Raw genomic sequence first — 26,953 nt, 5'->3', positions numbered from 1 at the left:
CCGGAGGGTACTTTCCGCACGTTGCCCTCGTGTTTCGGCCACAGGAGAGTGAAGACATGGATCAGTCGCAAGCGCGGGCCTGGCTCGCCACCGCCGTCGCCGAGGCCCGCGCAGGGCTCGCCGAGGGGGGCATCCCGATCGGCGCCGCGCTCTACGGCGCCGACGGCGCACTGCTCGGCCGCGGGCACAACCGGCGGGTGCAGGACGACGACCCCTCCGTGCACGCGGAGACCGCCGCCTTCCGCGCGGCGGGCCGGCAGCGGTCCTACCGGGGCACCACCATGGTGACGACCCTGTCGCCGTGCTGGTACTGCTCCGGCCTGGTCCGCCAGTTCGGCATCTCCCGGGTCGTGATCGGCGAGGCGGTCACCTTCCACGGCGGCCACGACTGGCTCGCCGAGCACGGTGTGGAGATCGTCCTGCTGGACGACCCGGAGTGCATCGGCCTGATGCGCGACTTCATCGGCAACAATCCGGCCCTGTGGAACGAGGACATCGGTGATGAGTGACAACCCCCGTATCCCCACCATCGACCTGCGCCCCTGGCTCGGCGGCGACGAGGACGAGCGGCGGGAGATCGCCCGGACCGTCGACGGCGCGCTGCAGACCGCCGGTTTCCTGCTGGTCACCGGGCACGGGGTCGACGCGGAGCTGCGGAGCGCCGTACGGGAGGCCGCCCGCGCGTTCTTCGCGCTGCCGGCCGAGGCGAAGGCGGCGTACGAGGTGAAGGTCGGCGGCCGGGGCTGGCTGGGCCCGAAGGCCGAGGCCAACGGCTACTCGGAGGGCACCGAGACCCCGCCCGACCTGAAGGAGTCGCTGACCTTCGCGACCCACGAGCCGTTCGAGGACCCGGTCGTCAACGCCGAGTGGTACGCGCCCAACGTGTGGCCGGCGGAGGTGCCGGAACTGCGCACGCGCTGCGAGGAGTACCTGGACCGGATGGCCGGTCTGGAGAAGGAGCTGCTCTCCCTCCTCGGGTACGCGCTCGGGCTCGAACGCGACTTCTTCTCCCGGCACATGGACCACCCGACGTACGGCTTCAACATCAACTGGTATCCGGGGACGGACGTCATGGGCGAGCCCGAGCCGGGGCAGTTCCGGATCGGGCCGCACACCGACTTCGGGACGGTGACCATCCTGGACCGGCAGGCCGGCAAGGGCGGGCTGCAGGTGTACACCGACGAGGGCGGCTGGGAGGACGCGCCCTTCGACCCGGCCGCCTTCACCATCAACATCGGTGACCTGATGGCCCGTTGGACCGGCGACCGGTGGCGGTCGGGACGGCACCGGGTGCTGCCGCCGCCCACCGACGCGCCCGCCGAGGAGCTGATGTCCCTCGTCTACTTCGGGGAGTGCACCCCGGGCACCACCGTCGAGTCCGTCCCGGCGCCGGTCGGCAGGGTCGCCTACCCGCCGGTCGACTCGCACGTCTATCTGCGGGAGAAGCTGGACTCCATCACCGTCGGCTGATCTCACAGCGTCAGGATTCGTGACCCAACAGTCATCACTCGATCTGGCCCGAAGCAACTCCCCCTTCCTACACTTGCGTTGAGGGGGGACTGCCTTGCACAGACGGTTGCACGGGCGTGGGGCGCTGTTCGACGTGGAGCCGGCCGGGCTCGTGCCGAGAATCGTCGGGTTACGGCCGTACCAGCATCGCGCCCTTCCCTTCGAACACCCCGGTGAGCTGCCGTTCGTCGTGCTGACCGGGGCGCGGGGGCTCGGCAAGAGCGCGGTGCTCGGCGAGTTGCGGGACGCGTACAAGGGGCACACCCCGGTCGCGCTCGTCGACTGTGCGGAGGCGCAGTTCGCGGGCCCGCCGCCGGAGCGGCCCGCCGAGTCCTGGTCACCGGTCGCGCAGGCGCTGCTGGTCGTCGCCGAGCAGCTCGCCGAGCCGGTGACCGGCGCCGGGCGGATCACGTTCCCCCGGCTGATGTCCGGTCTGGTCGCGGTGGCCGCCGGTGGCTGGGGCGACGCGGACTCGGAGCGGATCCGGCGCGAGGTGGAGCGGATCCTGCTGCTGAACGAGAGCGGCTCGTGGATCAGCGGCTTCGCCGGGCGGTGGGCCGGGAAGGTGGCGGCGAAGGTGGTCGCCGCCGCGACCGGGACCGGGCCGCTGGTCTCCGGGGCCATCGAGGCCACCCTGGAATCGGTCGCCGAGGGCTTCACCAGCCGCCGCCACCAGAAGGCGTCGGTCTGGTACCGGACGTACCCCAACGCGGGCGGGCACGCGCAGCGCGGGCTGATCCTGCTCTCCGGGCACTTCCGCGCCGGCGGCACCTCCCGCGAGCACGCCGAGCGGTATCTCGTACGGGCCCTGCTCGCCGACCTGACCGAGGCGTACGCGGGCGTGCTGCCCCGGATGCAGCGGCTCGGCCGGCCGCTGGTGCTCGTCGACAACGTCCAGACCGGGCCGGGGCCGGGCCTCCTGGAAGCGGTGCTCAGGGACCGCGCCGAGGGCGTCGCCGACCAGGTGGCCTTCGTCGCCGGGCTGCGCGGCGACGGCCGGGAGCTGCTGCGCGGCGGGGTACGGCGGGAGCTTGCCGGGGTCGCCCGGCGCAGCGGGTGGACGCCGGACCCGGCCGTACCCTCCTCGCGGGCGCTGCTGGTCGCGCTCCCGCCGCTGACCCCCGACGACACCCTGCACCTGACCGGCGTCCCGGCCGCGCCCCAGCTCCCGCACGCCGTGCACCGGCTGACCGGCGGCAACCCGCTGGGCATCGCCCTGCTCGCCGAGTCCGCGGCCCAGCATCCCGAGCGGGCCGGATCGCTCGGCGAGCTGCTGATGGCCGACGTGCGGCCCGTCGAGGACGGTCCCGCCGCCCCCGCCTACCTCCAGCTCCTGGACCGGCTGGTCCCCGCCGACCGCCTCGACGAGCTGACCGTCCTCGCCGCCGCCCACGACCACGACTCGGCGTGCGCGCTGGCCGCCGCGCTGCTCCCGGACGACTTCGGCCCGGCCGACGTACGCGCGCTGCAGAACCGGCTCGCCCGGGAAGGGCTGCCCGCCGTGCCCGGCCAGTTCGTCGGGGACCCCTTCGTACGGACCCTGCTGCTGCTCCGGCTGCACCTGCGGGACGCCGACCACAGCGGCTGGCGCACCGCCCACGAGACGCTGATCGCGTACTACACCGAGGACCGGCCGGACGGGCAGGACCGCTTCCGGCTCCACCACCAACTGGCCCTGGGACAGACCGGACCGGCCGTCGCCCACCTGCGCGACGGCTTCCCGGTCCTGGACACCCGCAGCTGGCTGCACACGCTGCGGTTCATCGCCGCCGCGCCCTACTTCCACGCCCATGACGCCGAGGGCCGTGACTTCACCGGCCACGGCGACCGGCGGGCGGCGGTGGCGCTCGGCCGCACCGACGCCCAGCAGCGGGTGCCGGACGGCGTGGACGGCGTACTGCACCTGCGGATACAGCGGTTGCTGCACGCGGTGTGGCTGCTGACCGATCCGCTGGTGCTGCCCGACCCGAAGGTCGGCGACCGGCTGCGCTTCGAGCTGGAGCAGCTGTCCAACCTGCGGCCGGCCGGCAACGCGCTGCTGTGGCGGGCCTCCCGGGACTGGCCGGCGGCCGTGCTGGCGGGACGCCCGCCGGCCGAGGACGGGGACGACGACGAGGGTGACGCGGGCGACGACGAGCGGAGCGGGGTGGCGTGATGGCGGGGCGGGGCGTGGGCACGTGGTTGCGTGAGGGCGTCTGGGAGATTCCGCTCCGCCGCTATCTGGCCCTGCTGGTCACGGCCGTGGTGGTCGCCGGACTGGTCGTCGGGGTGCGGGCGGTCGTCCACGACGACCGGTCCTGCGCGCCGGGAGTGGCCCGGCCCGAGGGCAGCGACGAGTGCGTGGGCGTGGCGACGTCCGCGTACGACTTCGGGCATCCGCAGCTGCGGAACACCGTCCAGGCGATCGCCCGGGAGAACGCCCGTCTGAAGCCCGGGGGTTATGTGACGGTCGCGGTGATGCTGCCGTACACCGCGACGGCGGCGGCCAGCCTCGCCGACATCCAGCACGAGCTCCAGGGCGCGTACCTCGCCCAGTACCAGGCCAACCACGACTCCAACGGCCAGTCCCCGGCGATCCGGCTGGTGCTGGCCAACCCCGGGGCGACCAGCCAGTACTGGCAGCGGATGGTCACGCAGCTGGCGGGCATGACCGGCGGCACGGACCGGCTGCGGGCGGTCGCCGGGGTCGGGCAGAGCACCGACGACAACAAGAAGGCCGTCAAGGAGCTGACCCGGCTGGGCATCCCGGTGGTCGGCTCGTCGATCACCGCCGACGATCTCGCCAACGGGCAGGCCGGCAAGGACCCCTACCCCGGGCTGGCCCGGGTCTCCCCCACCAACACCGACGAGGCCCGCGCCCTCGCCTCCTTCGCGAAGGTCGGCGCGGGCCGGGCGCTGCTCGTCTACGACAAGCCGGGCGACCCGTACACGCGGACGCTCCAGACGTCGTTCGCGGCGCTGATCAAGGGCTCGCCGTACGAGCCGCAGCCGTTCACGCCGCCGGCCGACCGCAGCAAGGAGGGGACGACCGCGAACACCTTCCGGCAGATCACCAACCTGGTCTGCGACACCTCGCGGTCCACGGACACGATCCTCTTCGCCGGCCGCCACACCCAGTTGCGGCAGTTCATCAACGCGCTGGGCGGACGGGGCTGCCAGGACCGGAAGTTCACGGTGCTGACCGGGGACGAGGGGTCGTACCTGACCGGCGAGACGAAGCTGGACCGCAGTGCCCTGCGGCACCACCTCTCCGTCCGCTACACCGCCCTCGCCCATCCCGACGCGTGGGGCAAGGGCAGCCCGAGGACGGGCGGTTCGGCGGCCGACATGGCGACGCTGACCGGGCTGCTGACGAGTGCGCGGAAGGCGCCGGTCGGCCCGGTCGGGTCGGTGGCCCTGGAGGACGGACAGCTGATCATCGCCTACGACGCGATGCGGCTCGCGGTGCACGGGATTCGCGAGGCGGTGCCGGAGGGGAGGTCCGTGCCGGCACTGGCCGACGTGGGGTTGCAGTGGCCGCAGGTGAAGGGGTCGCTGCGGGTGGACGGGGCGAGTGGGTGGATCTGCCTGGACGCGCACGGGAACCCGTACGACAAGGCGGTGCCGATCGTGGAGCTGCGGCCGGAGGGCGGGTCCAGGTTCGTGACCGTTGCGTGGCCGGAGGGGAAGCCGCCGGGCGGGGAGTGTCTGCCGCCGTCGTAGGCGGGTGCGGGTGGGTGGAGGCTGGTCGCGCGGATCCTCCCCCAGCCTCCGGCCGGGGGTACCCCCAGCGCCCCTTCGGGGGCGCTTCAGCGAGGCGCCTCAAGAGTTCAGGGAGTCGATCAGACGCTCGAATCTGGCGCGCCACGCCGGCTCCGTCTCGCCCTCGCCCTTGAACTCGTGCGTGAAGCGCAGGGTGCTGGCGGTGGTTCCGGCGCGCTCCAGGTGGAAGCGGATTCTGCCGCCGCTCTCCACCGTGTACTCCGCGACGCGGTCGACGTCCCAGGCGGTCACCGTACCGGTGCCCAGGTCACCGAGGGTGACCGTGCCGCCCAGTCTCGGTTGCAGGACGTCGACCGGGGTGAACCAGGCGGCCAGGCCCTCCGGGGTGGACAGGCTCGGCCAGACCTGGTCCGTCGGCTTCGGCAGTCGTACCAGGAAGTGGAGGATGTGCGTCCTCCCGTGGGTCTGACTGGTGCCCTGTTCGATGGAACCGGCCATGGCACCAGTGTCGCCCCTCGTCGGCTCAGACGCCCGCGTAGGAGTGCTTGCCGGTGACGAAGATGTTGACGCCGTAGTAGTTGAACAGCCAGCAGCCGAAGGCGATCATCGCCAGGTAGGCGGCCTTGCGGCCCTTCCAGCCGGCGGTGGCGCGGGCGTGCAGGTAGCAGGCGTAGGCGACCCAGGTGATGAAGGACCAGGTCTCCTTGGGGTCCCAGTTCCAGTAGCGGCCCCAGGCGCTGCCCGCCCAGATCGCGCCCGCGATGATCGTGAAGGTCCACAGCGGGAAGACCGCCGCGTTGACGCGGTAGGCGAACTTGTCGAGGGAGGCCGAGGCGGGCAGGCGCTCCAGGACCGAGGTGGCGAAGCTGCCGGGCTTGCCGCCGTTCTCCAGCTTGCTCTCGTAGGCGTCCTTGAAGAGGTAGAGGATGGTGGCCACCGCGCCGACGTAGAAGACCGCGCCGCAGAAGATCGCCGTCGAGACGTGGATGTACAGCCAGTACGAGTGCAGGGCCGGGACCAGCGGCTCGCTCGCCGTGTAGAGGACGGTGACCGCGAGGCCGAGGTCCAGCAGGACCGTGGTGATCAGGAAGAGCCCGAGCCAGCGGACGTTCTTCTTCAGGGCGAGGAGCGTCAGGTAGACGGCGACCGCGACCGTGGAGAACGTGATGTTGAACTCGTACATGTTGCCCCACGGCGCCCGCTGCACGGAGGCCGCGCGGGTGACCACGCCCGCCAGCTCCACGAGGAAGGCGAGGACGGTGAGGGAGATCGCGATCCGCCCGTAGAGGTCGCCCTGCTCGTCGCCGCCGTGCGCGCCGGGCCCGTCCGGCACGTCCCGCGAGCCCGCCGCGGACCGGACGACCACCTGTGGACGCTCCAGTACGGCGGTGCCGCCGGCCTTCTTGACCGTCACGGCGGGCGCCTTCTTCGCCTCGCCCTTCGCGGTGAGCGCGTTGGCGGTGCGCGCCACCCGGCTGCGGCTGCCGAGCAGCCACTCGAAGATGTAGGCGAAGAACGCCAGCGTGTAGACGGCCATCGAGGAGTAGACGAGCGTGTTGCTCATGCTCGCCAGATGCTCGTTGGTCGCGGCGAGGGTCGTTGCGGCGGCGGAAGTCATCGCTTCTCAGCCCCTTCGGCAGGTACGACTTCGGGGTCGGGGGATTCTGCGGGGTCGTCGTCAGTGGTGTCGTCGGGGTCGGGGGCGCCCGACGCCTGGTCGTAGAGGATTCCGGCGAGGTCGCCCAGTTCCTCGGGCACCTTCGCGGACTCGCTGCGGCCCAGCCCGGCCATCTCGACCACCGTGACGCCGTCGGGACCCTGCACCGCGCGCACCCACACGCGGCGGCGCTGGATGAACAGCGAGGCGGCCAGGCCGAAGATCGCGGCGAGCGCGCCGCCCAGCGCCCAGCCGCTGCCGGGCTCCTGGACGATCTCGAAGCCGGCCCATTCCTTGACGTCCTTCTCGAACGTCACGGACCCGGCGCCGTTCGGCAGCTGCATGGTCTGGCCCGGCTTGAGGTTGTCCCGGAACTGCGCGCCCTTGGAGTCCTTGAACTCCTTCATGTGGGTCTTGTCGAGCTGGTACACGCTCTGCGGGATGCCCGAGTTGACGCCCAGGTCACCGTGGTACGGCGTCAGGTTCAGCACCGGGTTGTCCAGTGCCGGGAAGCTGGAGAGCACCGAGGAACCGCCGGCGTACGTCGGCAGGAAGAACAGCGAGATGCCGAGCTGCTCGCTGACGCCCTTGGCGTCCTGGTAGCCGTCCATCACCTTCACCACGCCCTGGGAGGTGACGTTGCTGTCGAGCGGGAGCAGCGGGACGGCGTCGCGGTAGACGACCTTGCCCTTGCTGTCGCGGACCGTGATGACGGGCGCGTAGCCGTGGCTGACGAGGTAGACCTTGGCGTCGTCGATGTGCAGCGGCTCGTTCACCTTGATGGTGGTCCGCTTCGGCTTGCCGTAGGCGCCCACGCTGTAGTCGACGTCCGCGGCGAAGGAGACCGCCGTGCCCTTGCTGGGGCCGCTGGTCTGGTAGGTGGCGTGGAAGTTCTTCAGGTCGAAGCTGAACGGCACCAGGTCGTCGGTGCTGAACATGGAGCCGGACTTGAAGTCGTCGTACTGGAGGATCGAGTTGGCGAACCCGTCGCCCTCGACGACCAGTTTGGTGCCGTCCGACTTGTACATCTGGCCGGAGGCGAAGGCGATCAGCAGCACGATCAGCGCGATGTGGAAGACCAGGTTGCCGAACTCGCGGACGTAGCCCTTCTCCGCGGCGACCGCGTCCCCGGCGAGGTGCGCGCGGAAGTGCCGCTTCTTCAGCAGCTTGAGGGCCGCCTCACGGACCTCGTCCGGCTCGGCCGCGGTCCGCCAGGTCGTGTACGCGGGAAGCCGGTCCAGGCGCTTCGGGGCGCCCGGCGGGCGGCCGCGCAGCTGGCCCACGAACTGCCAGGCGCGCGGGATGATGCAGCCGACGAGCGAGACGAACAGCAGGATGTAGATCGCCGAGAACCACACCGAGCTGTAGACGTGGAACAGGCCGAGCTTGTCGTAGAGGGGCGACAGCGTCTTGTGGGCCTTGCGGAAGTCGTCGACCTTGGAGATGTCGGCGCCGGACTGCGGGATCAGCGAGCCGGGGATCGCGCCCAGCGACAGCAGCAGGAGCAGCAGCAGCGCGACCCGCATCGAGGTGAGCTGCCGCCAGAACCAGCGGGCCCAGCCGACGACCCCGAGCCCCGGGGCGACCGGCGGCTCCGCGGGGGCGGTGGAGAGCTGCGAGCCCGCCGCGCCGAGGTCCGGCTCGCTGTTGTCGGTTTCGGTCTTGCTCATCGATCAGATCCCCACAGTGAAGCCGTTGGACCAGCCCTGCATCTCCTGCACGAGGCTGTCCCAGGCGCCGGTCAGCAGCAGCACACCGGTCACGATCATCATCGTGCCGCCGATGCGCATGACCCAGACATAGTGGCGCTTGACCCAGCCGAAGGCACCGAGGGCCTTGCGGAAGGCGACCGCGGCCACCACGAAGGGCACGCCGAGGCCCAGGCAGTAGGCGACCGTCAGTATGGCGCCACGGCCCGCGCTCGCCTGGTTGAAGGACAGGGCCGTGACGGAGGCCAGGGTCGGGCCGATGCACGGCGTCCAGCCGATGCCGAACAGCGCGCCCAGCACCGGTGCCCCTATCAGCCCGGCCACCGGCCGCCTGTGGAAGCGGAACTCGCGCTGGGTGAACCAGGGCATCAGGCCCATGAAGAACACGCCCATGGCGATCATCAGCACGCCGAGCACCTTGCTGAGGGTGCCGGACTGCTCCTGGAGGTTCTGGCCGAAGTAGCCGAACAGCGCCCCGCCGGAGACGAACACGGCGGTGAAACCGAGCACGAAGAGAGAGGCGCCGGCCGCCATCCGCCCGCGCCGGGCGTCGGCCAGGTCGGTACCCGCGACCCCGGTGACGTACGACAGGTATCCGGGCACGAGGGGCAGCACGCACGGAGAGAAGAAGGAGACCAGACCGCCGAACAGCGCGATCGGCAGGGCGACCAGCAGGGCGCCGCTGAAGACCGTCTCGTTCTTGCCCGTCTCCGCGGCGAGCGTCAGGAGTGCGCTCACGTCACTTCTCCGCGACGACCGGCTTGATCATCTTCAGCAGGCTCTCCTCGCTGAGCGCCGCCAGCGAGCGCGCCGCGATCTTCCCCTGCCGGTCGAGTACCAGGGTGGAGGGGATGGCCTGCGGGTTCAGCGTGCCCTTCTTGAAGCGGAGCATCAGCTTGCCCGTCGGGTCGTACAGGCTCGGGTAGTCGATGCCGTTCTGCTTCTCGAAGGCGACCGCGGAACCGGTGCTGGTGTCGCGGGTGTTGATGCCGACGAACTGGACGCCCTTGCTCGCGTACTCCTTGGAGACGGAGGCGAAGTTGGGCGCCTCGGCCCGGCAGGGGCTGCACCAGGAGCCCCAGACGTTGATGACGACGACCTTGCCCTTGTAGTCCGCGACGTCCAGGGTGGTGCCGTCGATGGTCTTGCCGGACAGGTCGGGGGCCGCCGCGCGGTGGCCCTGAGCGACCGTGTCGATGCCGTCCTTGCCGGTGACGAAGTTGGTGTTGCCGCCTCCGCCGGAAGTGCCGCCGTTGCCGCACGCGGACAGGGTCAGGGCTGCCGCGGCGGCCGTGGCGCCGAGCAGGAGGGCGCGGCTACGGGTACTCATGTGAAAAGTTTCGCATGCCCGTTCTGAGGATCTTGCGCACCCCCCTCGGTCCGGGATGTACCCCTTTTCAGGCCGCCGCGCCCTGCTTGAGGAAGCCCTTCCAGCCGCCCGCCGGGCGCTGTCCGACGTCCAGGGTGCGCAGCTTCGCGAGCACCGCCGGCTTCTGTACGTCCATCCAGTCCACGAACTGCCGGAAGGAGACCAGCCGGACGTCGGCGCCCTTCTCCTTCTCCTGGGCGATGTGCTTGAAGGCCTGCTCGACGGCGTCCATGTAGATGCCGCCGTTCCACTGCTCGAAGTGGTTGCCTATGAAGAACGGTGCACGGTTTGTCGTGTATGCCCGCTGGAATCCCGCTATGTACGCCTGCGCCGACTGCGTCCGCCAGCCCGGGTAGTTGTAGGCGGGGGCCTTGGTCGAGTTGACCGACTGGTTGGCGAGCATGTTGTAGTCCATGGACAGGACCTCGAAGGAGCGGCCCGGGAACGGTATCTGCTGCAGCGGCAGGTCCCAGATGCCCAGCTTCTTCTCCGGCCAGACCTGGCGGCCGCCGGGCGAGGAGGCGTCGTAGCGCCAGCCGAGCTCGCGGGCGGTGGGCAGCAGGTTGTTCTGGCCGAGGAGGCAGGGGGTACGGCCGCCGACCAGCTCCTTGTCGTAGTCGAAGGGGAGCGGGGGCAGGTCGGTCCAGCCGGAGTTGGTCCGCCACTCCTTCACGAACGCCTTGGCCTGGTCTATCTCGCTGCGCCACTGCTTGGGTGTCCAGTTGCCGACGGTGCCGTAGCCGCCGCAGAAGTGACCGTTGAAGTGGGTGCCGATCTCGTGCCCTTCGAGCCAGGCCCGGCGGACGCTGGCGAGCGTCGCCCTGATGTGCTCGTCGGTGAGGTAGCCGATGTCGGAGGCGCCGCGGGGGTTGTTCGGGGGGTTGTAGAGCCGCTTCTTGGACTCGGGGAGGAGGTACAGCCCCGAGAGGAAGAAGGTCATCGACGCGCCGTGTTCCTTCGCCAGGTCGAGGAAGCGCGGGAAGAGGCCGGTGCCGACCTCGCCGGCACCGTCCCAGGAGAAGATCACGAACTGCGGCGGGGTCTGTCCGGGCTCCAGCGGCTCGGGAGCGGCGGGCTGGTGGGGCTGCCTGCCGGTGCGGGAGGTGGAGCCGTCACCGAGGGGGCGGGCGCTCGCCGTTGGCTTCTTCGAGGGCTGCCGGGTGGAACCGCCGGCGTGGTCCGTACCGTCCGACGGTGTGTGCGTGCCGCAGCCGGCGAGGCCGAGTCCGGCCGCGGCGCCCGCGCCGACGCCGAGTAGTCCCCTTCGGGTGAAGGTCCGCATGGTTCCCCGATTCGTCACGTCCTCTGGTGGTCACCCACTCAGAGGGCGGGACGAACGGGGAGGTTCCGCAAGGAACCGCATATTTTCAGACTAATTTCATGAAGCGGGGTTTACGTGGCGCGGCGCAGGCGCTGCCGACGGCTCACGCCCCGAAGGCCTTCTCCTTCCCCTTCACCGGCTTGGCGCCGGCGCGGAGATGGACCGGGACGAGGTCGATGGCGGGCTCGGAATAGCCCACGGAAACGATCCTGTCGCCCTCGTACGTGAAAGTCGTCAGGGAGGCGAGGGTGCACTGCCGCTTGCGCGGGTCGTGCCAGAGCCGGCGGTTCTCGACGTACGACCGCAGGATCCAGATCGGCAGCTGATGGCTGACCAGCACGGCCTCGTGCCCGCGCGCGCGGTCCCTGGCCGTGTCCAGCGCGCTCTTCATCCGCACGACCTGGTCGACGTACGGCTCGCCCCAGGACGGCCGGAACGGGTTGACGAGGTACTTCCAGTTGGCGGGCTTCTTCAGCGCTCCGTCGCCGACGCCGAAGGTCTTGCCCTGGAAGATGTTCTCGGCCTCGATGAGCCGCTCGTCGGTGGCGAGGTCGAGCCCGTGCGCCTTGGCGATCGGGGTGGCGGTCTCCTGCGCGCGCTCCAGCGGGGAGGCGACGACGTAGGTCACGTCCCGCGAGGCGAGGTGCTCGGCGACCCGGTCGGCCATCTGCCGGCCCAGCTCGGACAGGTGGTAGCCGGGAAGCCTCCCGTACAGCACCCCCTGCGGATTGGCCACCTCCCCGTGCCGCATCACGTGCACGACGGTGATGCCCTGCTGCTCGCTCTGCTCACTCTGCTGGCTCATGCTGCCGTGGCCTCCGCGGCCGCTCGGGCCGCCGCCGGAAGGGCGTCGGCGATCTTCTGGATGGCCCGCTCGTCGTGGGCCGTGGAGACGAACCAGGACTCGAAGGACGACGGCGGCAGGTAGACGCCGTCGGAGAGGAGTGAGTGGAAGAAGGCGGTGAACCGGAAGGACTCCTGGCCCCGCGCGTCCTCGTAGTCGCGCACCGGACGGTTGGTGAAGAAGACGGAGAACATGTTGGAGGCGGTCTGCACCTGGTGCGCGACGCCCTCCTTGTTCAGCGCTTCGGCGACGAGCCCCTGGATCTGCGCCGACACGGCGTTGACCTTGTCGTACGCCGCGTCGTCGAGCAGCCGCAGCTGAGCGAGCCCGGCGGCGGTGGCGACGGGGTTCCCGGAGAGGGTGCCGGCCTGGTAGACGGGCCCGGCCGGGGCGAGGTGCGCCATGACGTCCGCCCGCCCACCGAAGGCCGCGGCCGGGAAGCCACCCCCCATGACCTTCCCGAAGGTCATCAGGTCGGGCACCACGCCGTCGATCCCGAACCACCCGGCCCGGCTCGTCCGGAACCCGGTCATGACCTCGTCGGAGATGTACAGCGCGCCGTTCTCGCGGCAGGCGTTCTTCAGCCCCTGGTTGAACCCGGGCGCGGGCGGGACGACGCCCATGTTGCCCGGCGAGGCCTCGGTGATCACGCAGGCGATCTCCCCCGGGTGCCGGTGGAAGGCCTCCTGCACCGCCTCCAGATCGTTGTACGGCAGCACGATCGTGTCCCCGGCCTGGGCACCGGTGACACCGGGGGTGTCGGGCAGCGCGAAGGTGGCGACGCCGGACCCGGCGGCGGCCAGGAGACTGTCGACGTGTCCGTGATAACACCCGGCGAACTTGATCACCTTGCTGCGCCGGGTGAACCCGCGGGCGAGCCGGATGGCGGACATGGTCGCCTCCGTCCCGCTGCTGACCAGCCGGACCTGCTCCAGGGGCTCGATCCGGGCGACCATCTCCTCCGCGAGGGCGACCTCGCCCTCACCGGGGGTACCGAAGGAGGTGCCGCGGGAGACGGCCTCCTGGACGGCGGCGATGACCTCGGGGTGCGAGTGCCCGAGGATCATCGGTCCCCACGAACACACGAGGTCGACGTACTCGCGCCCGTCGGCGTCCGTCAGGTAGGCCCCCTTGCCGGAGACCATGAAACGGGGGGTGCCGCCGACGGCGCGGAAGGCGCGCACCGGGGAGTTCACGCCGCCGGGCGTGACGGCGGAGGCGCGGTCGAAGAGCGCCTGTGAGACGGGCGCGTCGTAGGGATAGGGCGTTTCGCTCTGGGCACTCATGACGTGCGACTTCTCCGACTTCTCGGACTCCGGATGCTTGGTGACCTCCTCAGGGTAGGGCCTGCCTTCCGGATCACTCACAGGGCAGCTGCGGTGACTGACGAGTGCCGGTGAGCGGGGGGTGGTGCGTGCAGCTGCAAGGCGGAGGAGGGAGTCGACGGCGGTGCGGGCACCTCCCGGCCGAAGGCTGGGTGATGTCGGCGACCGACGACAACGCCGCTGGGGGCACCCCCTCTGGGGGAGTGCGTGCCACCCCCCGCGTCTGTGAGTGAGCCGGAGGGCAGGCCCTTCGGCGGAAGGCGGCGCTCTCCTCGCAGCGGAGGACCGCGGTCCCCGCACAGCGCCCGGGGCATCTGCGAGACTGTGATCCGATACACCCAGCTCATCCGGTACGCAGGCGGCCGGAGGCTGTAAAGATCCTGCGGACTGATGTTTCGACGCACGTTTCGGCGGGCGGCCGTGGGGGAGGTCACTGACACGATGATCGGGTTGCGCGGCGGGGGCCACGCGTCCTAGAAAAGCAGTCGGGTGGAGATATGCATCGCGGTGGCGGAGTGGGCGAGGGGACCGATGACCTGGGTCCTCGACGTGCCCAACGGGGAAGGCACCGGCGCGACGCGGAGGAATCGACCGAAGCAGCACGGCAGGAACAGGGCGTACCGGGTGAGTCGGAGCGGCGCGACCGACGTATCGATCAGCGGGACCGCGATCAGAGGGATCGGGGCCAGCGGAGCGATCGGCGGATCGACCGTCTGCAGACCGGTAGCAGGAATGGTGGTCGGGTGGGGGTGACGTACAAATACTTCGGCGCACCGGACGGCGCGACCGCGGCCCGGGTCCCGATCTCGATGCGCCCCGAGGAACTCGGCGGCGACGAGCTCGGCATGAACGGCATGTTCACGAAGATCAAGCCGGAGACGATGGCCGCGATGGTGCTGACGGGTATCGAAGGCGTGCCCCTGCACAAGGTGCCGCCACTGGAACTGGTCGTCCTGCACCCCGACTACGCGGTGGTGAAACTCCCCATGACGGTGGTCGACCCGCTGCGCGGCATAGGCGAGGAAGCGGTCGGCGCGGCCGCCTTCATCTGGTCGACGGTCCCGGACCGGGGCGGCCCACGGGACGCGTTCAACGTGTACCAGCTGCTGCACGAGTGGCAGGACTTCAGCCATCGGCTGCATGAGGCGGGGCACCAGCCTTATTGCCTTGTGTGGCCGTGACCTGGGGTTTCAGGGGTTTCGGGCGGGGTTTCTGACCCCGCCCTCGTCATGTGCGGAGAGAGGCCGTCAGGCGGCCAGGGCACAACGAGGGCACATGGGTTTCGCTGGGGGCACTGATGTGCCCTGGGTGCCGGGCCGGTCGTCCTCGTCTTCTGCGTCGGCTTCTGCGTCGGCTTCTGCGTCGGCTTCTGCGAAGACGTCGTCGATCGCCTTGCGGGTGCGGGTCTCGCTGGACGGCAGCAGATGCGTGTACGTCCGCAGCGTGAAGCCCGGGTCCGAGTGCCCGAGATACTCGGAGAGCGCCTTTATGCTCTCCCCCGCGTCCAGGAGCACGGAGGCGTACGCGTGCCGGAGGGCGTGCATGCCGTCTTCCGGAGCCGCCTGGAGGTAGCGCGCCCCGCGCTCGCGGGGAGGGATCACGCCGGCGGCGGCAAGAGCGCGCTTCCAGTCGCCCATGTTGAAGACGCTGCGGTTGTAGGCCCGCCCCTTCTTGTCGACGAAGAGGAGGCGGAAGGTCTTCGGCTCGCCGTCCGGCTTGCCCCACGGCAGGGCGACATCGGCTGGCGGGAGCTCCTTCATGTGCGCCTTGAGGGCCGCGGCGAGCTGAGCCGACAGGGGCACTGACCGGATCCTGTTGCCCTTGGGCAGGGCGAAGACAGGCTTCGTGCCGACCAGCCGTACTTGGCGGTTGATGTGGATCCAGCCGCCCTTGAAGTCGATGTCCTCGACGGCGAAGCCGAACACCTCGCCCTGCCGCAGACCGCAGCCGAAGGCGAGCTTGCCGCCGGCCTGGAACCGCTCTGGGAGGCCGCCGATAACCGCGCGGACGCGCTCCAGCGACCATGGGATGACCTTCTTCTTGGTCGCGGTCGGGAGCTTGACCGACTTCGCCTTGCACGGATTCTTCGGCAGCAGCCCGTCCTCCACGGCCGCGCCGAGGATGCTGGAGAGGATGTCGAAGATGCCCTCGATCGTCGACACCTCCAGGCCGCCGTCCTGGAGTGTGCGGATCCAACCCTGGATGACCGAGGGCTGGTTGAGGGATCGCAGCTCGCGTCGGCCGAGGTGCTCGGTGATGTGGTTGCGGACCGTCGCCTCATAACGGAGCGCGGTCGTCGGGCCGACGGAATTCGCGTCGAGCCACTTCTGCGCGTAGGCGCCGAGCGTCTGCTTCGTCTCGGCGGGGACGACGTAGGAGCCCTGCCGGATCTCGACGTCGACCTCGGCGGCGCGGTTGTCCGCCTCGGCCTTCGTGTGGAAGTTCTCCTTGCGCTGGCGATCGTCCAGGTCGCGGTAACGGACCTGCCAACGCTTACCGATGCCGTGGTCGGCAGTCGGGACCATCCGCTTCGTACGGCTCTTGTGCTCGCCGCACTCGGCCTCGGTGGGCTTGGGGTGGGACTTGTGCCAGCGGTCGTACACGTCAGCCAAGAAGGGCCTCCTGGGCGGGGATGAGGGAGTGGGAGGTGGCGTGGGACACCGGGGAGTGCGTCGGCCACGGGAGCAGCAGAGATGCGGGAGGGGCGCCGAGCGCGGTGGCGAGGGCGACGAGGTCGTCTATGTCGCATCGGCGGCGGGCGCGTTCGGTGCGGCTGAGGGCCGTGTTGGCCATCGGGCGGCCCAACGCGGTGCAGCGGGCGGCGAGCTGGTGCTGGGTCAGGCCGCGCACGAAACGTAGGTGCTCGATAGCGCGGGCGCTGTGGAGGCCGGCAGGGCCTATTTCGACAGATCGATTGGGCATGACAGATAGCTGTAACTTGCATCCGGGCGCCATGGCAAGAGTTAGCCCTTAAACTCTCCAATAGTCGTTCGGGGGCGAAGTGGCGTTCGTCTCGTCGAATTCCGGTACATCGCGAGGCGTTTCGGCCGAGGTGCCGTGTTACCTTCCCTCGCCGTTTTCGATATGGGTGATTCGGGCAGACATAAGCCGGGATGTCCGGCGGGTCAGTCACGTCATCCCTGGCCGCCAGGTGTCACCTCTGAGCTGCGGAGGTACCGGATTCCGACACCTCGACCGGTTGCTTCGCCGCAAGAAAATTTCGGGCCCGGCGGGAGCGATTTCGGCAACCGGGGATCCACCCTTACTGTATCCCTCTCCCCGGCCACACCGAAAGAAGTAGCGAGGAGTTTCAGAACCAACTCTGGACTTTTCTCCGGGTGGTGTGGCTGTGTTGTCCAGCCCATTGTTCAAGACCGAAAAGGAGCCCTGTGCCGAAGAACCCTCCCCGTAGCACCAACGCCCCTGCCACCGCTGCGGCTGCCCAGCGTGGCCCACTTGCCACCCCTGCGGAGGTCGCCGCCTATCTCGGGGTACCGGTGAAGACCCTCTACCAGTGGAAGTACCGGGGCATCGGCCCCAGCGTCCACAAGGTCGGCCGTCACCTGCGCTACCGCTGGCCGGAGGTGGGCGCGTGGCTGGACGCCCAGACGTCGTACGACCTCACGGCCTGACCTCGCATCTGACGCGGACAACGAAGCGACCCCCGGCGCGTCAACGCCGAGGGCCGAAGACTCCCCTGCCGATTGCCCATCCCTGAACGAACGAGCTGGTGAGGGGCGGGACCTTGCCCGTCCAGTCCCTCACCGGAGAGGAACGCCTATGGAGGACTCTACGTCCCCCAGCACCACGAACACCTCCCCCACCGGCTGGCCCACTCCCGCGGTCCCCGGCGAGGGCATCCCCTGGCGCCGCCGGGATCAGCAGGACACATGGTCCCCCGCGTCGGGGACCGCCGAACACCCGGCGGATGCGGAAGCACACGGGGACCGTCCCCAGCCGTCTGCCGACGCGGCGGTTGGGGACCGTCCCCGCGACGTGCCCGGCACTCGGTCCCCGCACGTCCCGGTCCCCGAATCGACATCCGATGCAAACCCGCAGGCCAGCGGCGGGAAATCGGGGAACGGTCCCCGAGAGGCTGCAGTTGCACCAGAGGACCGTAATGGGGACCGTGAGCACGGTCCCCGCTGGTCGTTGGGGACCGACACACCCGTGGCGGGAACCGCCCAGCAGGAGGGGACCGGTCCCGTCGACGCGCGGGGACCGGATCAGGAGGCCGGTCACCGGCCTCCTCGGGGACCGGCAGACCCCATGGAACGGGGTTCCGGTGAGGGTGCCGTACTGCTGGATGAGTTGCGGGCGGCGATCGGCAAGTACGTCGTGCTGCCCAGTGACGAGGCGCTGACCGCGGTCACCCTGTGGGTGGCGGCCACGCACATCCAGAGCGTCCTGCAGCATGCGCCGCGGCTGGCGGTCGTAGGCCCGACGAAGGGCTGCGGCAAGTCCCGGGTTCTGGACGTGCTCCACGAGACCGTGCACCAGCCGATCATGACGGTGAACATGTCCACGGCGGTGCTCTTCCGCGTCATCGGCAAGAACCCGCGAACGATCCTGGTGGACGAGGCCGACACCATCTTCAGCAAGGCCGGCGAGAACGAGGAACTGCGCGGCCTGCTGAACGCCGGACACCAGCGCAACCGGCCCGCCTGGCGCATCTCGGGTCCAGAGCACAAGCCGACCCCGTATCCCACCTTCGCCATGGCCGCGCTGGCCTCGATCGGCGACCTGCCCGACACGATCACGGACCGGGCAGTCGTGCTCCGCATGCAAAAGCGCAAGCCCGGCGAGAAGGTGACCCCGTTCCGCTCCCGCTACGCCACACCGGAACTGAACGCACTGCGGGACAAGCTGACCGCCTGGCTGGGACCGCTGCGCGGCACGGCCGCCCGCATGGCGCCGCCCATGCCGGTGGAGGACCGGGCGGCGGACACCTGGGAACCGCTGGTCATCATCGCCGACCTGGCCGGCGGCCACTGGCCCGCGAGCGCCCGTGCGGCCTGTGTGGCGATGACCCGCTTCGAGGCCGTCCAGGACGAGCAGACCAACCTGAAGACACGGCTGCTGCGCGACATCCACCGCGTCTTCGAGGCACACGGCAACCCCGAGGCCCTGTCCTCCCTGGATCTGGTCACCGCCCTGCTCCAGGACCCCGACGCTCCCTGGGCGGAACACGGCACCAACGGGCTCAGCGCCTACCACCTGGGCAGAATGCTGCGGGACTTCGACATCCGCCCGGCCAACTACCGGTTCGACAAGGGCAGGCAGGCCAAGGGGTACGCCCGTAACCGGTTCCTCGACAGCTGGGCCCGGCACTGCCCCGACCTCACCGAGACGGCACCCGCACCCGCGCACGACGCCACACCCGCGCGCCCGGCCCAGGGCAAGCCGCCCGCCGCCCCGGCAGGCCAACTGCCCATCGGCCCGCCCGGCGGCCCCACCGGCCCCAAGCCCGCCCGCTGACCCGCCTCCCCCCGGGTCCGTATCACTGCGTCGCATCCGTCCCCGCGCAGGTCAGCGCGGGGACGGATGTCCTCGCCGGGACGGACTTCTCCGTACCTGCCTGGGTGTCCGTACCTGTCCTGACCAGGCATGGGACGGATGCGACGCACGTGACACACCTCCCGCCCCCTCACCAACGGAGTACTCCGATGCGCGACCTGCACCCCGAACACCCCATGCCCCAGAAGCAGATGCCCCGCACCCCCGTCACACGCGCAGCAAGTTGTCGGGTAAGGAGTCCTTACCCGGCCTCCGCCGTGGAGGGTGCGGAGGCATCCGGCGCAGGGGCACCGGGGTCGGTCGGCCCGGGGGAGCCGACCGAGAGTGGGGGCGGTGAGCCGTCGTCGAGCGTGCCGCAGCAGTCTGCGCCGCGTCGCCGTCTGCGTGACAAGCAGCTACGCGAGCACCGCGTCCATCCTCGCTACAACAGTGACGAGTTCGACCTCGTCCAGAAGGCCGCCGCCCTGAGCCGCATGCAGCCCGGCGGCTACGTCGCCGAGTGCGCGCTCGCCGCAGCCCGCGCCGACGACCCCACCGCCGCCGTCGCCGACTACCGCTCCATGGTCAAGGCGCTGTTGGCCGCCAACGGGCAGCTCGGTTTCATCGGCAACAACCTCAACCAGCTCGCCTGGCACCTCAACAAGGACGGCGCCTGGCCCCACCCCGACACCGTCCAACGGCTCCTGGAGCGCATCGAGGCATCCATCGCCGAGGTGGACACCGCCGTCGCTCAGATCACCGAGGGGCGGTGAGCCCTTGATCCCGAAGATCATCCTCGGCAAGGGGCCAGAAGCCACACGCCGCACGATCGGCTACCTCTTCGGCAAGGGCCGGGCCAACGAGCACATCGACCCGCACCTGGTGGCCTCCTGGAACGACTTCGCCCCGGACCCCGGTCGCAGTCCCCACCGCGACCCGAAGGAGGTGGAGGCCCAGCTCGCCGCGCAGCTCGACCAGCCCGTGAAGATGCTCGGCGACAAGGCACCCAAATACACCGTGTGGCACTGCCCCGTCCGTGCCGCACCCGAAGACCCGCTCCTCACCGACGCCCAGTGGGCGGACATCGCCCGCCGGATCGTGGCCGCCGCCGGCATCGCCCCCGACGGCGACACCGAAGCCTGCCGCTGGGTGGCTGTCCGCCACGCCGACGACCACATCCACATCGCCGCCACCCTCGTCCGCCAGGACGGCCGCCGCCCCCAGCGCGATTACGACCAGCGCGCCGTCCAGCGCGAAGCCCGACAGATCGAAGTCGACTACGGGCTGAGGCGGTTGAAGCCGGGCGACGGCACCGCCGCCAAACGCCCCACCAGCAAGGAACACTTCAAGGCCAAACGCCTGGGCCAGGACGCCACCTCCCGCGACGTCCTGCGCCTGCGGGTCCGCCGCGCGATGGCAGCTGCCTCCACCGAGGCCGAGTTCTTCGCCCTGCTAGAGGCCACCGGCGTGACCGTGCGCCTCAAGCTCGGTCCGTCCGGCGATGCGCTCGGCTGCAACTTCGCCCTGCCCGGCGACACCAACGACCAGGGCGAGCCGGTCTTCTACTCCGGCTCCACCCTCGCCCCCGACCTCTCTCCCCAAGATCCGCCGGCGTCTCGCCACCACCAGCCCCGAACCGGTCACCGTCCGGCCGGGCAATCCGTGGCACCAGGCGACCGCCGCCACCGAACGCATCCCCCACCACCTCACCCACGGCGACGACCCCACGGGGCAGGGACAGCTGGTCGCGCTCGGGGCCGCACTGGACCTCCTGCCGGTCACCGTACCGTCGGCGCTGAAGGCCGAACTCGAGCAGGCCGCGGCCGTCTTCGAGCGCGCCACCCGCTCCCGCATCGCCGCCGATCTGGACAGCACACGCGTCCTGCGCCGCAGCGTCCAGGCGATCTGGAACGACCCCGCACGGCATGGGGACGGTGCCGGGCTGGCGATGCTGCTGGACGTCGCGCTCACCGCGGTCGCCTACGCGATTCACTGGCACCGCACCCGCCAGCACGCCCAACAGGAGGCAGCAGCGGAACAAGCCCTCGTCCACCTGCAGGTCGCGTACGCGCAGGTCGCCAAGCCGGTCCTGGTCGGCCTCGCCAGCCGGGCGCCCAGCCCGCAGACCAAGCGCCGCTTCGCCCAGCACCTCCATGAGACGGTGCCGGAGCACGCCGAGCGCGTCCTGGCCGACTCGGCCTGGGACGCACTCGCCACTGTGCTCGCCGAGGCCGAAGCAGCAGGACACAACCCGGCCACCGTCCTCGACCAGGCGCTTAGCCAGCGCACCCTGGACGACGCCCACTGCCCCGCCCGCGCACTCACCTGGCGCATCCGCCGCCTCGGCGAACGACACGCCCCGGGTCCGCAAGCAGAGGCAGCCAGGGCTCGCCGCGCCACACGACGCCCAGCCTCTCCCGTCCAACCAGCGGCAGCCCCTCCAGCGCCGCAGCCACCACCGGCACGGCGGCGCTGATCACGGCCGCACGGACACCCTGGGAGTGAGCAGTTCCAGCGCCTCCTCCCAGCGGTAGCGGTCCGCGCCACCGCCGGCCTTCGGCCGGTGCGGCTCGTACGAGCCGATCAGGACGCCCATCTCGCTCAGTCGCTCCAGGCTCTGCCGGTATGCGGGATGGGCGGCCTGGGCCGAGTTCACGTACGGCAGGACTGCGGTGGGGATGCCCATGCCGTACGCCTCGCACAGGATGCCCAGCGCCAGGGTGTCGGATATCCCCGCCGCCCACTTGTTGACCGTGTTGAAGGAGGCCGGCGCCACCGCGATGGCGTCCGCGCGCGGCAGCGGACGAGGATCGCCGGGTGAGCGCCAGGCCGAGCGGATCGGGCAGCCGGTCTGGGCCTCGACCGCCTCCGTGTCGATGAAACCCAGGCCCTGCGGAGTGGCCACCACGCCCACGTCCCAGTTCGCCTCTTGAGCAGCCGTGATCAGCTTGCCGACGTCGCCGGCGACCCCGGCCGCGCACACCACGACGTACAGGAACGGCTTCTTGCCCGGCACCTGCGGCTCGGTCACGTGAAGCCCCCCATAAGCCGATGGTCTCGTTGGGCCACCAGCAGGGCAGCCAGAGCTTCCGGCCCGATCCGGCTCAGCGCCCAGAGGCTGCTGATGTGGCGGGCCCACCGCCAGAGTGGGTCGCCCGTGTCCACAGGGGTGTGGAAGGACAGCACCTGGATGCCGTGGGCATCGAACGCCTGAGTGTCGAGGTAGCGCCAGCCACCCGTGCCGCAGAGGTAGTGGGTACTGCTGGCGGCCGCGGCGAGGTCGGCGAGTCGCTCTGACCGGCCCGCCCGGGTCGGAATCGCGCTGCTGCGCAGTATCTCGCCGCTCCAGCCCAACGCGGTGAGCAGGGCGACTGTCGACGCCTTGGCAACGTCGGATACACGGTCGGTGTCCTCGAACTGATCGAGAACCGCGTCCAGGACGTCGCGCACCGCGGGCCAGTAGCGGCTGCGTCCGTAGTACTGGCGTGTCAACAGGCTGACGGTGCGACGAGATCGGCCGGGTTCGGCGAGCCGTGCCTGGTCGATCGGTGTCGGGCGCCCGTGAGGAAGGCGGGTCGGGAGCGTGAGCCACTGCTGCCGAGCGGGCTCGTCCAGGGCCGCCAGACGAGCCCGGTGCTGGTAGTCGCGCCGGGCGAACTGGACGTCGTCGAGGACGATCCACCGGTCGGCGGCGTACAGCTTCGCCACCGTGGACAGCCGCGGGAACAGGTTCGGTTGGTGGATCGCGCACACCCCGCCCGGCGAACCGGCGTGGGACGGGTCAGGTGCCGATGAGGCGGCTGTCGAATCCGTCGCGCAGAAGGCGCTCGTAAGCGTCATACACATCCCCCGGTACGTCCTGCTCGACGGCGAAGCCGAGCTTCGGGTACTCGATCACCCGTTGCAGGTCGCCGACGAGCATGTCGACGACGAGCTTCTCGTCGCCGATGGACTTGATGTAGTCGTCCAACTCCAGTGGCTCGGAGGCGCAGACAACGTCCGCCTCGGGCCACAGCTTGCGGCACGTCGCGTACGAGCGGCGTTCCATGTACGGCTTGGAGATGAGCAGCAGCGACTCGACCGCGATGCCGGCCTCGGCCAGCAGCTCGCGGGAGAACGTGATGTTCTGGCCGGTGTTGGCTGCCTTCGGCTCGACCAGGATCGCTTCGTCCGGCACACCCAGGCTCAGCGCATGCTCGCGGTAGTGCACCGCCTCGCCGCGCGGGAAACGGGCCCGGGTGGTGGGACTGTTGCCACCGCTGAACACCACGACCGGGAAGAGACCGGCGCGGTACAGATCGGCGGCCGCGGTGGCCACCCCGAGGTCATGGCTACCCAGGCCGATCGCCGCCGAGCAGGGCCGCTGCTCGTGGCCCATCTGGTGGTAGTTCCAGATCAGCGTCGCGTCATGGAACTGCTCATCGGTGATCTGGCGCTGCTCGTGCTCCGGCACTGGCACTCCCTGGCTCATCCCTGCTGGTCCTTCCGGATGCCCTCGATGCTGCGCAGCTGGTGGCTCAGCCCGTACTGGCGAGCCACCTGTGCCGCCTGATCGAGGACGGACAGCCCATCATTCCGGGTCGCCGCATCCGACAGAAGGATGTGCCCGTACGCGGTGTCCAACCGCACCCGCTGCATCGGGGAGTCGACCGTGCCGGTCGTACGCGCGATGCCGATGTAGTGCAGGGCCTGCTTCAGGTCGCCGGCACCGCGGTGGGCCAGGGCCAGCTTCTGGTGCGCGACCGACCAGTCCTCCGGTTCGCCCAGGTCCTCGAAGGCATGGGTGGCGGCCGTCATCACGTTAGTGGCGTACTCGTTGTTGCCCTCCTTACTCAGCGCCGTACCCACCCAGAGCCGCGCCCGGGCTCGATCGCGCAAGCTCAAACGCTCATCTGAGGCGAGGAGTTCGTACTGACGGGCGGAGGCTTCCAGCTGGCCTGACATCTCCTGGACGACGGCAAGGGAGAGATCGATCTGGGCTGCTCGACGCGGGATGTCGAGTTCGGTGAACATGCCGCGGGCCGTCATGTACGAGTGGCGGGCGGAGAGCGGGCCGAGGATCGCGCCTTGGTCACGTTGGAGGTCGCCGAGGAGCACGAGGGAGCGGCCGAAGAGGTAGAGCCCCTTGTCGTCCAGCCGATGCGGGTCGTGGCTGCCCAGCCAGCGGTTCAGCAGTGTGGCCGCGAAAGGGAAGTCCTGGCGGCTGACGCAGACAACCGCACGCTCGATGTCCTCGGTCCAGGTCTCGTAGTCCGCAGGCCGGGTGCTCTTGCGCTCAGGGAACAGCACCGCTTCGAACCGGGATTGGGCAGCGGAGTCCGCTCGTGCGAGTGCGGTGTCGAGGATGGCCTGAGTGTCTGGCCGTGGCTGCGTCTCGGTGCCGAGGCTCTCCCATTTGGCGACCGTGCGCAGCGCGACACCTAAGTGCTCGGCGAAGGCACGTGTGCTCATGCGAAGCGCGGCACGCAGGGCACTCGCTTCCCGACCCGTCCATTGCTGCACGCTGACCACGGATGACCTCCCTCCGTCACGTATAGAAGCACTCTCGGTGACGGCGTGGGGCGGTAAGTGCAACGGAAGTGCAACAGCAGGTCATTTCAAGGCCGCTCACGGCGGCCGACGCTTGGAGCATGGACGACGAACTCATCACCGAACGCCGCCCCGTCGCCTTCCCTCAGGTCTTCGGATACCTGCGCCACATCACCGGCGGCCTGGCCCGCCACGCGGCTCTCGTCGACTGCCTCAGCGAGTACTGCCGTCGGCACGAGCTCAACCTGTGCGGTGTGTTCACCGACCGCGACACCACGGTGGCCATTCGCTCCCCCGCCTTCGTCGGCCTCGTGGACGCTCTTGAACTGCCTGATACGTACGGCGCCGTGATCCCGGCCCTCAGCCATCTCGGCCCCAAGAGCCTCGGCACCGAACGCAAGCGGCAGATAACAGCAACGGGCGCCCGTCTGATCGTGGTGCGCTCCCTCAAGCCGACCACGGAATCCGCCTCTTCGCTCGGCGCGAGCCCCAACCTCCAGCCGCAAGGGGACATGTGATGTCCGTCCGTGACGCGCTGCGCCGCGCCCCCATGGTCAACGACGTGCCTGGACTGCGTCTGCTGAAGGTCGGCGACGGCTGGGACGTTGTGCGTATCCCCGCTGAGACCGGCCTTCTGGCCCTGGCCTACCTTCTCGACACTGGGACATCGGTCGGCCCGGTGCTCTACGACAGGCCCAACGAGCGCCTCTACTACGCAATCCCGACCGGTACCGCCGCCTGCTGGGACGACCTACCCGTACGGCACCTCTCCACCAACTCCTGGCTCGTCGCACCAGGCTTGGAGCTGCTCGACGACTGGTTCGGCGGCTGGTGCGAGCTGCCCGACGACGACACCCTCACCGACGCGGACGCCCTCCGCACCGCGCTCCAACACCCATACGTCGCGGCTGCCAAGGAAGTAGCGCGCTCCGACGCCGGCCTCTAGGGCCCGACACCCGCCGTCCCGGCCCACCAAGCCCTTACAGCCCTCCGCCCCAACCGCAAGGGGACATCCGTGACGACCCACCTCGTCTCACCGAACACCATCCTCGCCAACGCCCTTCTCCGTGCCGAGGACGTCCTGACCCCGCGCATCCTGGCCACGCCACCCCAGCGGATCGTGCTGGTCGTCGGCACTCAGATCAACGGCGCCCCGCACATCGGCACCTCCCTCGTGCAGTCCCTGGCCTTCGCCATGGCCGCCCGCCTGCGCGACCGCTTCGGCATCCCCACCGAGGTCCTCTTCAACGCCCTCGACAACGCCCCGTACGAACTGATCACCGACCCGGCCAGCGGCCACCGCTACCAACGCGCCTACGCGCAGGCCCTCGACGCCAAGGCCCTGCTCGATCTCGTCAGCGCCCTCTACCAACCCCTGTTCATGGCACTGTCACGACGCCTGGGCATCCCCCACCGCATCGAGACCTACACCCAGCAGCAGGCCGGCGAGCACTTCCGCCGCACCTGGCTCCGCCTCCTGCCACGTCTCGACGCCGCCCGCTGGTGGCTGGCCCCCTCCACCGGCACCCCGCACCTGCGCATCCCGTGCCCCCACCCAGGCTGTGGCTGGGCAGAGAAGTACGCGGAACACACACGGGTCCACCTCACCGACCGAGAAGAGGCCACCGTCGCCGCCGTCTGCCTCCACCACGGCCCCTACCGAACCACCATCACGCCCACCGCCGGCGCCTACCTCGACCTGGCCACCCTCTACCGCAACCTCGTCAAAGAGCTCGCCCTCACCGGCACACCGCCCCACGGAACCCTGCACGTCATGGTCAAGGGCGGCGACTGGGTCTTCGGCTCCCTCCTCGTCGACGAAGCACTCCAGGCCGTCGGCCTCACTCGCGCCCAACTCCCCGCCCGACTGTTCTGCCCGCAGGTCGTCACCGACACCGGCGCAAAGCTCTCCAAGTCCCTCATCCGCGAAGGCCGAGCCCCCTTGCCGGAAGGCGCCGCGAACTGGATGCTCGACACCCGGCAATGGCCCGGCACCGTCACCGAATACGCCGATCAACTGCTGGCTACGGCCAAGACCCTGCTCTCCGACCCTCGACACTTCTTCCGCTCATACTCCGCAGCCGAGATCGGCCGCCTGATCACCGCACCAGCACCCAGGAGCATTGCCGCCCCATGAGCGATACCACCGGCCGCGTCCGCGAACTCAACCTGTACCGCCACTACTTCGACCTTGTCGCCTCCGGCACCAAGACCATCGAGGTACGGGTCAAGTACCCGCACCTTGCCGACCTCGCCGCCGGCGACAGCATCCGGTTCCGCATCAAGGACACCGACAAGACCTGCGAGGTCAAGGTCGAGCGTGTCACGGAGTACCCCGACTTCGAGGCCCTGCTCGACGGCGAGGGCCCCACCAACGTGAACCCCACAGCCAGCCGCGACGAGCAGCTCGCCAACATCCGGGCCATCTACCCGTCAGAGAAGGAAGCCCTCGGCGTCTTGGCCATCCGGATCGGACTCATTAACTGACACCT

General features: G+C 70.0%; 26 protein-coding genes and 1 pseudogene. 13 read left to right on the top strand and 14 right to left on the bottom strand.

Features of this window, described 5'->3' with window-relative positions:
* Nucleotides 1–56 precede the first annotated feature (56 nt).
* The 4 genes from ACFY6U_RS29790 (at nucleotide 57) to ACFY6U_RS29775 (ending at nucleotide 5,211) form a co-directional block, all read left to right on the top strand.
* Nucleotides 57–509: a nucleoside deaminase gene (locus tag ACFY6U_RS29790; RefSeq protein ID WP_390043141.1), complete on the top strand. Its 453-nt coding sequence runs from the start codon at nucleotides 57–59 to the stop codon at nucleotides 507–509.
* Entirely contained in the window at nucleotides 502–1,470 is a 969-nt protein-coding gene (locus ACFY6U_RS29785; RefSeq protein ID WP_390043139.1) for an isopenicillin N synthase family dioxygenase, read from the top strand. The genes ACFY6U_RS29790 and ACFY6U_RS29785 overlap by 8 nt, the downstream gene beginning before the upstream one ends.
* Nucleotides 1,471–1,564: 94 nt before the next feature.
* Nucleotides 1,565–3,664, top strand: coding sequence for a hypothetical protein (locus ACFY6U_RS29780; protein WP_390043137.1), 2,100 nt, complete (start codon nucleotides 1,565–1,567; stop codon nucleotides 3,662–3,664).
* A complete protein-coding gene (locus tag ACFY6U_RS29775) occupies nucleotides 3,664–5,211 on the top strand; it encodes a hypothetical protein (protein WP_390043135.1) in 1,548 nt (515 codons plus the stop codon). Before ACFY6U_RS29780 ends, ACFY6U_RS29775 begins: the two co-directional genes overlap by 1 nt.
* 99 nt (nucleotides 5,212–5,310) lie before the next feature.
* Here ACFY6U_RS29775 and ACFY6U_RS29770 read toward each other — a convergent pair whose 3' ends face one another.
* The 8 genes from ACFY6U_RS29770 to hemL form a co-directional block, all read right to left on the bottom strand.
* Nucleotides 5,311–5,709, bottom strand: coding sequence for a hypothetical protein (locus tag ACFY6U_RS29770; protein ID WP_390043133.1), 399 nt, complete (start codon nucleotides 5,707–5,709; stop codon nucleotides 5,311–5,313).
* Nucleotides 5,710–5,734: 25 nt separating this feature from the next.
* On the bottom strand, nucleotides 5,735–6,829 hold the full coding sequence (ccsB, locus tag ACFY6U_RS29765; RefSeq protein WP_390043131.1) for a c-type cytochrome biogenesis protein CcsB: 1,095 nt from the start codon (nucleotides 6,827–6,829) through the stop codon (nucleotides 5,735–5,737).
* Nucleotides 6,826–8,538 (bottom strand): cytochrome c biogenesis protein ResB, encoded by a 1,713-nt coding sequence (locus tag ACFY6U_RS29760; RefSeq protein WP_390043130.1) that lies wholly within the window; start codon nucleotides 8,536–8,538, stop codon nucleotides 6,826–6,828. Before ACFY6U_RS29760 ends, ccsB begins: the two co-directional genes overlap by 4 nt.
* A 3-nt stretch (nucleotides 8,539–8,541) precedes the next feature.
* Nucleotides 8,542–9,315, bottom strand: coding sequence for a cytochrome c biogenesis protein CcdA (locus tag ACFY6U_RS29755; RefSeq protein ID WP_351486316.1), 774 nt, complete (start codon nucleotides 9,313–9,315; stop codon nucleotides 8,542–8,544).
* Between the two features lies 1 nt (nucleotide 9,316).
* Entirely contained in the window at nucleotides 9,317–9,907 is a 591-nt protein-coding gene (locus tag ACFY6U_RS29750) for a TlpA family protein disulfide reductase (RefSeq protein WP_390043128.1), read from the bottom strand.
* Nucleotides 9,908–9,974: 67 nt separating this feature from the next.
* Complete coding sequence (locus ACFY6U_RS29745) at nucleotides 9,975–11,228, bottom strand: hypothetical protein (protein ID WP_390043126.1); 1,254 nt, start codon at nucleotides 11,226–11,228, stop codon at nucleotides 9,975–9,977.
* 142 nt (nucleotides 11,229–11,370) lie between these two features.
* Nucleotides 11,371–12,072: a histidine phosphatase family protein gene (locus ACFY6U_RS29740; protein ID WP_390043124.1), complete on the bottom strand. Its 702-nt coding sequence runs from the start codon at nucleotides 12,070–12,072 to the stop codon at nucleotides 11,371–11,373.
* Nucleotides 12,069–13,397, bottom strand: coding sequence for a glutamate-1-semialdehyde 2,1-aminomutase (hemL, locus tag ACFY6U_RS29735; RefSeq protein WP_390043122.1), 1,329 nt, complete (start codon nucleotides 13,395–13,397; stop codon nucleotides 12,069–12,071). Before hemL ends, ACFY6U_RS29740 begins: the two co-directional genes overlap by 4 nt.
* 536 nt (nucleotides 13,398–13,933) lie before the next feature.
* Between hemL and ACFY6U_RS29730 the strand changes: the two genes are divergently transcribed.
* Entirely contained in the window at nucleotides 13,934–14,617 is a 684-nt protein-coding gene (locus tag ACFY6U_RS29730) for a hypothetical protein (protein ID WP_390043120.1), read from the top strand.
* 66 nt (nucleotides 14,618–14,683) lie between these two features.
* Here ACFY6U_RS29730 and ACFY6U_RS29725 read toward each other — a convergent pair whose 3' ends face one another.
* Together ACFY6U_RS29725 and ACFY6U_RS29720 are read right to left on the bottom strand one after the other, a co-directional pair.
* On the bottom strand, nucleotides 14,684–16,039 hold the full coding sequence (locus ACFY6U_RS29725; protein ID WP_390043457.1) for a tyrosine-type recombinase/integrase: 1,356 nt from the start codon (nucleotides 16,037–16,039) through the stop codon (nucleotides 14,684–14,686).
* A gap of 1 nt (nucleotide 16,040) precedes the next feature.
* Complete coding sequence (locus ACFY6U_RS29720; protein ID WP_390043118.1) at nucleotides 16,041–16,358, bottom strand: helix-turn-helix domain-containing protein; 318 nt, start codon at nucleotides 16,356–16,358, stop codon at nucleotides 16,041–16,043.
* Between the two features lie 467 nt (nucleotides 16,359–16,825).
* On the opposite strand from ACFY6U_RS29720, the gene ACFY6U_RS29715 reads away from it, so the two are divergent.
* The 4 genes and pseudogenes from ACFY6U_RS29715 to ACFY6U_RS29700 all read left to right on the top strand — a co-directional run bounded on the left by ACFY6U_RS29715 (nucleotide 16,826) and on the right by ACFY6U_RS29700 (nucleotide 21,408).
* Nucleotides 16,826–17,068 carry a helix-turn-helix transcriptional regulator gene (locus ACFY6U_RS29715; protein WP_390043116.1) on the top strand — a complete coding sequence of 81 codons (243 nt, stop codon included), beginning with the start codon at nucleotides 16,826–16,828 and terminating at the stop codon, nucleotides 17,066–17,068.
* A gap of 679 nt (nucleotides 17,069–17,747) precedes the next feature.
* Nucleotides 17,748–18,914, top strand: a complete 1,167-nt coding sequence (locus ACFY6U_RS29710; protein ID WP_390043455.1) for a DUF3631 domain-containing protein — start codon at nucleotides 17,748–17,750, stop codon at nucleotides 18,912–18,914.
* Nucleotides 18,915–19,303: 389 nt separating this feature from the next.
* Nucleotides 19,304–19,705, top strand: a complete 402-nt coding sequence (locus tag ACFY6U_RS29705) for a plasmid mobilization protein (protein ID WP_390043114.1) — start codon at nucleotides 19,304–19,306, stop codon at nucleotides 19,703–19,705.
* A 4-nt stretch (nucleotides 19,706–19,709) separates the two neighbouring features.
* Nucleotides 19,710–21,408: pseudogene (locus ACFY6U_RS29700) on the top strand (mobilization protein).
* On the opposite strand, the gene ACFY6U_RS29695 reads toward ACFY6U_RS29700, so the two are convergent.
* The 4 genes from ACFY6U_RS29695 to ACFY6U_RS29680 are packed head-to-tail and all read right to left on the bottom strand — an operon-like array spanning nucleotide 21,409 to nucleotide 24,443.
* Entirely contained in the window at nucleotides 21,409–21,963 is a 555-nt protein-coding gene (locus tag ACFY6U_RS29695; RefSeq protein WP_390043112.1) for a flavoprotein, read from the bottom strand.
* Nucleotides 21,960–22,685 (bottom strand): WbqC family protein, encoded by a 726-nt coding sequence (locus ACFY6U_RS29690; protein WP_390043111.1) that lies wholly within the window; start codon nucleotides 22,683–22,685, stop codon nucleotides 21,960–21,962. Before ACFY6U_RS29690 ends, ACFY6U_RS29695 begins: the two co-directional genes overlap by 4 nt.
* Nucleotides 22,686–22,713: 28 nt before the next feature.
* The gene (locus tag ACFY6U_RS29685; RefSeq protein ID WP_046728719.1) at nucleotides 22,714–23,403 is read right to left on the bottom strand and encodes a YdcF family protein; all 690 of its coding nucleotides are present in this window, start codon (nucleotides 23,401–23,403) and stop codon (nucleotides 22,714–22,716) included.
* Nucleotides 23,400–24,443, bottom strand: coding sequence for a helix-turn-helix domain-containing protein (locus tag ACFY6U_RS29680; protein WP_390043109.1), 1,044 nt, complete (start codon nucleotides 24,441–24,443; stop codon nucleotides 23,400–23,402). Before ACFY6U_RS29680 ends, ACFY6U_RS29685 begins: the two co-directional genes overlap by 4 nt.
* Nucleotides 24,444–24,562: 119 nt before the next feature.
* Here ACFY6U_RS29680 and ACFY6U_RS29675 point away from each other — a divergent pair, with 119 nt between their 5' ends.
* The 4 genes from ACFY6U_RS29675 (at nucleotide 24,563) to ACFY6U_RS29660 (ending at nucleotide 26,948) form a co-directional block, all read left to right on the top strand.
* Nucleotides 24,563–24,979: a hypothetical protein gene (locus ACFY6U_RS29675; RefSeq protein WP_390043108.1), complete on the top strand. Its 417-nt coding sequence runs from the start codon at nucleotides 24,563–24,565 to the stop codon at nucleotides 24,977–24,979.
* The gene (locus ACFY6U_RS29670) at nucleotides 24,979–25,407 is read left to right on the top strand and encodes a hypothetical protein (RefSeq protein WP_390043106.1); all 429 of its coding nucleotides are present in this window, start codon (nucleotides 24,979–24,981) and stop codon (nucleotides 25,405–25,407) included. Before ACFY6U_RS29675 ends, ACFY6U_RS29670 begins: the two co-directional genes overlap by 1 nt.
* Before the next feature lie 69 nt (nucleotides 25,408–25,476).
* Entirely contained in the window at nucleotides 25,477–26,598 is a 1,122-nt protein-coding gene (locus tag ACFY6U_RS29665) for a hypothetical protein (protein ID WP_390043104.1), read from the top strand.
* The gene (locus ACFY6U_RS29660; protein WP_390043103.1) at nucleotides 26,595–26,948 is read left to right on the top strand and encodes an ASCH domain-containing protein; all 354 of its coding nucleotides are present in this window, start codon (nucleotides 26,595–26,597) and stop codon (nucleotides 26,946–26,948) included. Before ACFY6U_RS29665 ends, ACFY6U_RS29660 begins: the two co-directional genes overlap by 4 nt.
* The last annotated feature ends 5 nt before the right edge of the window (nucleotides 26,949–26,953 follow it).

This window comes from Streptomyces sp. NPDC013157 (assembly GCF_042899865.1).
In the GTDB taxonomy this organism is placed as follows: Bacteria; Actinomycetota; Actinomycetes; order Streptomycetales; family Streptomycetaceae; genus Streptomyces.
Note: the sequence above shows the minus strand (reverse complement) of the source record. Positions and strands in the feature narration are given on the sequence as shown.

Bases quoted from the DNA above. Each gene is read 5' to 3' on its own strand.
- ACFY6U_RS29790 (WP_390043141.1), top strand. From the start codon at position 57: ATGGATCAGTCGCAAGCGCGGGCCTGGCTCGCCACCGCCGTCGCCGAG.
- ACFY6U_RS29785 (WP_390043139.1), top strand. From the start codon at position 502: ATGAGTGACAACCCCCGTATCCCCACCATCGACCTGCGCCCCTGGCTC.
- ACFY6U_RS29775 (WP_390043135.1), top strand. From the start codon at position 3,664: ATGGCGGGGCGGGGCGTGGGCACGTGGTTGCGTGAGGGCGTCTGGGAG.
- ACFY6U_RS29770 (WP_390043133.1), bottom strand. From the start codon at position 5,709: ATGGCCGGTTCCATCGAACAGGGCACCAGTCAGACCCACGGGAGGACG.
- ccsB (WP_390043131.1), bottom strand. From the start codon at position 6,829: ATGACTTCCGCCGCCGCAACGACCCTCGCCGCGACCAACGAGCATCTG.
- ACFY6U_RS29760 (WP_390043130.1), bottom strand. From the start codon at position 8,538: ATGAGCAAGACCGAAACCGACAACAGCGAGCCGGACCTCGGCGCGGCG.
- ACFY6U_RS29750 (WP_390043128.1), bottom strand. From the start codon at position 9,907: ATGAGTACCCGTAGCCGCGCCCTCCTGCTCGGCGCCACGGCCGCCGCG.
- ACFY6U_RS29745 (WP_390043126.1), bottom strand. From the start codon at position 11,228: ATGCGGACCTTCACCCGAAGGGGACTACTCGGCGTCGGCGCGGGCGCC.
- ACFY6U_RS29740 (WP_390043124.1), bottom strand. From the start codon at position 12,072: ATGAGCCAGCAGAGTGAGCAGAGCGAGCAGCAGGGCATCACCGTCGTG.
- hemL (WP_390043122.1), bottom strand. From the start codon at position 13,397: ATGAGTGCCCAGAGCGAAACGCCCTATCCCTACGACGCGCCCGTCTCA.
- ACFY6U_RS29730 (WP_390043120.1), top strand. From the start codon at position 13,934: ATGCATCGCGGTGGCGGAGTGGGCGAGGGGACCGATGACCTGGGTCCT.
- ACFY6U_RS29720 (WP_390043118.1), bottom strand. From the start codon at position 16,358: ATGCCCAATCGATCTGTCGAAATAGGCCCTGCCGGCCTCCACAGCGCC.
- ACFY6U_RS29685 (WP_046728719.1), bottom strand. From the start codon at position 23,403: ATGAGCCAGGGAGTGCCAGTGCCGGAGCACGAGCAGCGCCAGATCACC.
- ACFY6U_RS29675 (WP_390043108.1), top strand. From the start codon at position 24,563: ATGGACGACGAACTCATCACCGAACGCCGCCCCGTCGCCTTCCCTCAG.
- ACFY6U_RS29670 (WP_390043106.1), top strand. From the start codon at position 24,979: ATGTCCGTCCGTGACGCGCTGCGCCGCGCCCCCATGGTCAACGACGTG.
- ACFY6U_RS29660 (WP_390043103.1), top strand. From the start codon at position 26,595: ATGAGCGATACCACCGGCCGCGTCCGCGAACTCAACCTGTACCGCCAC.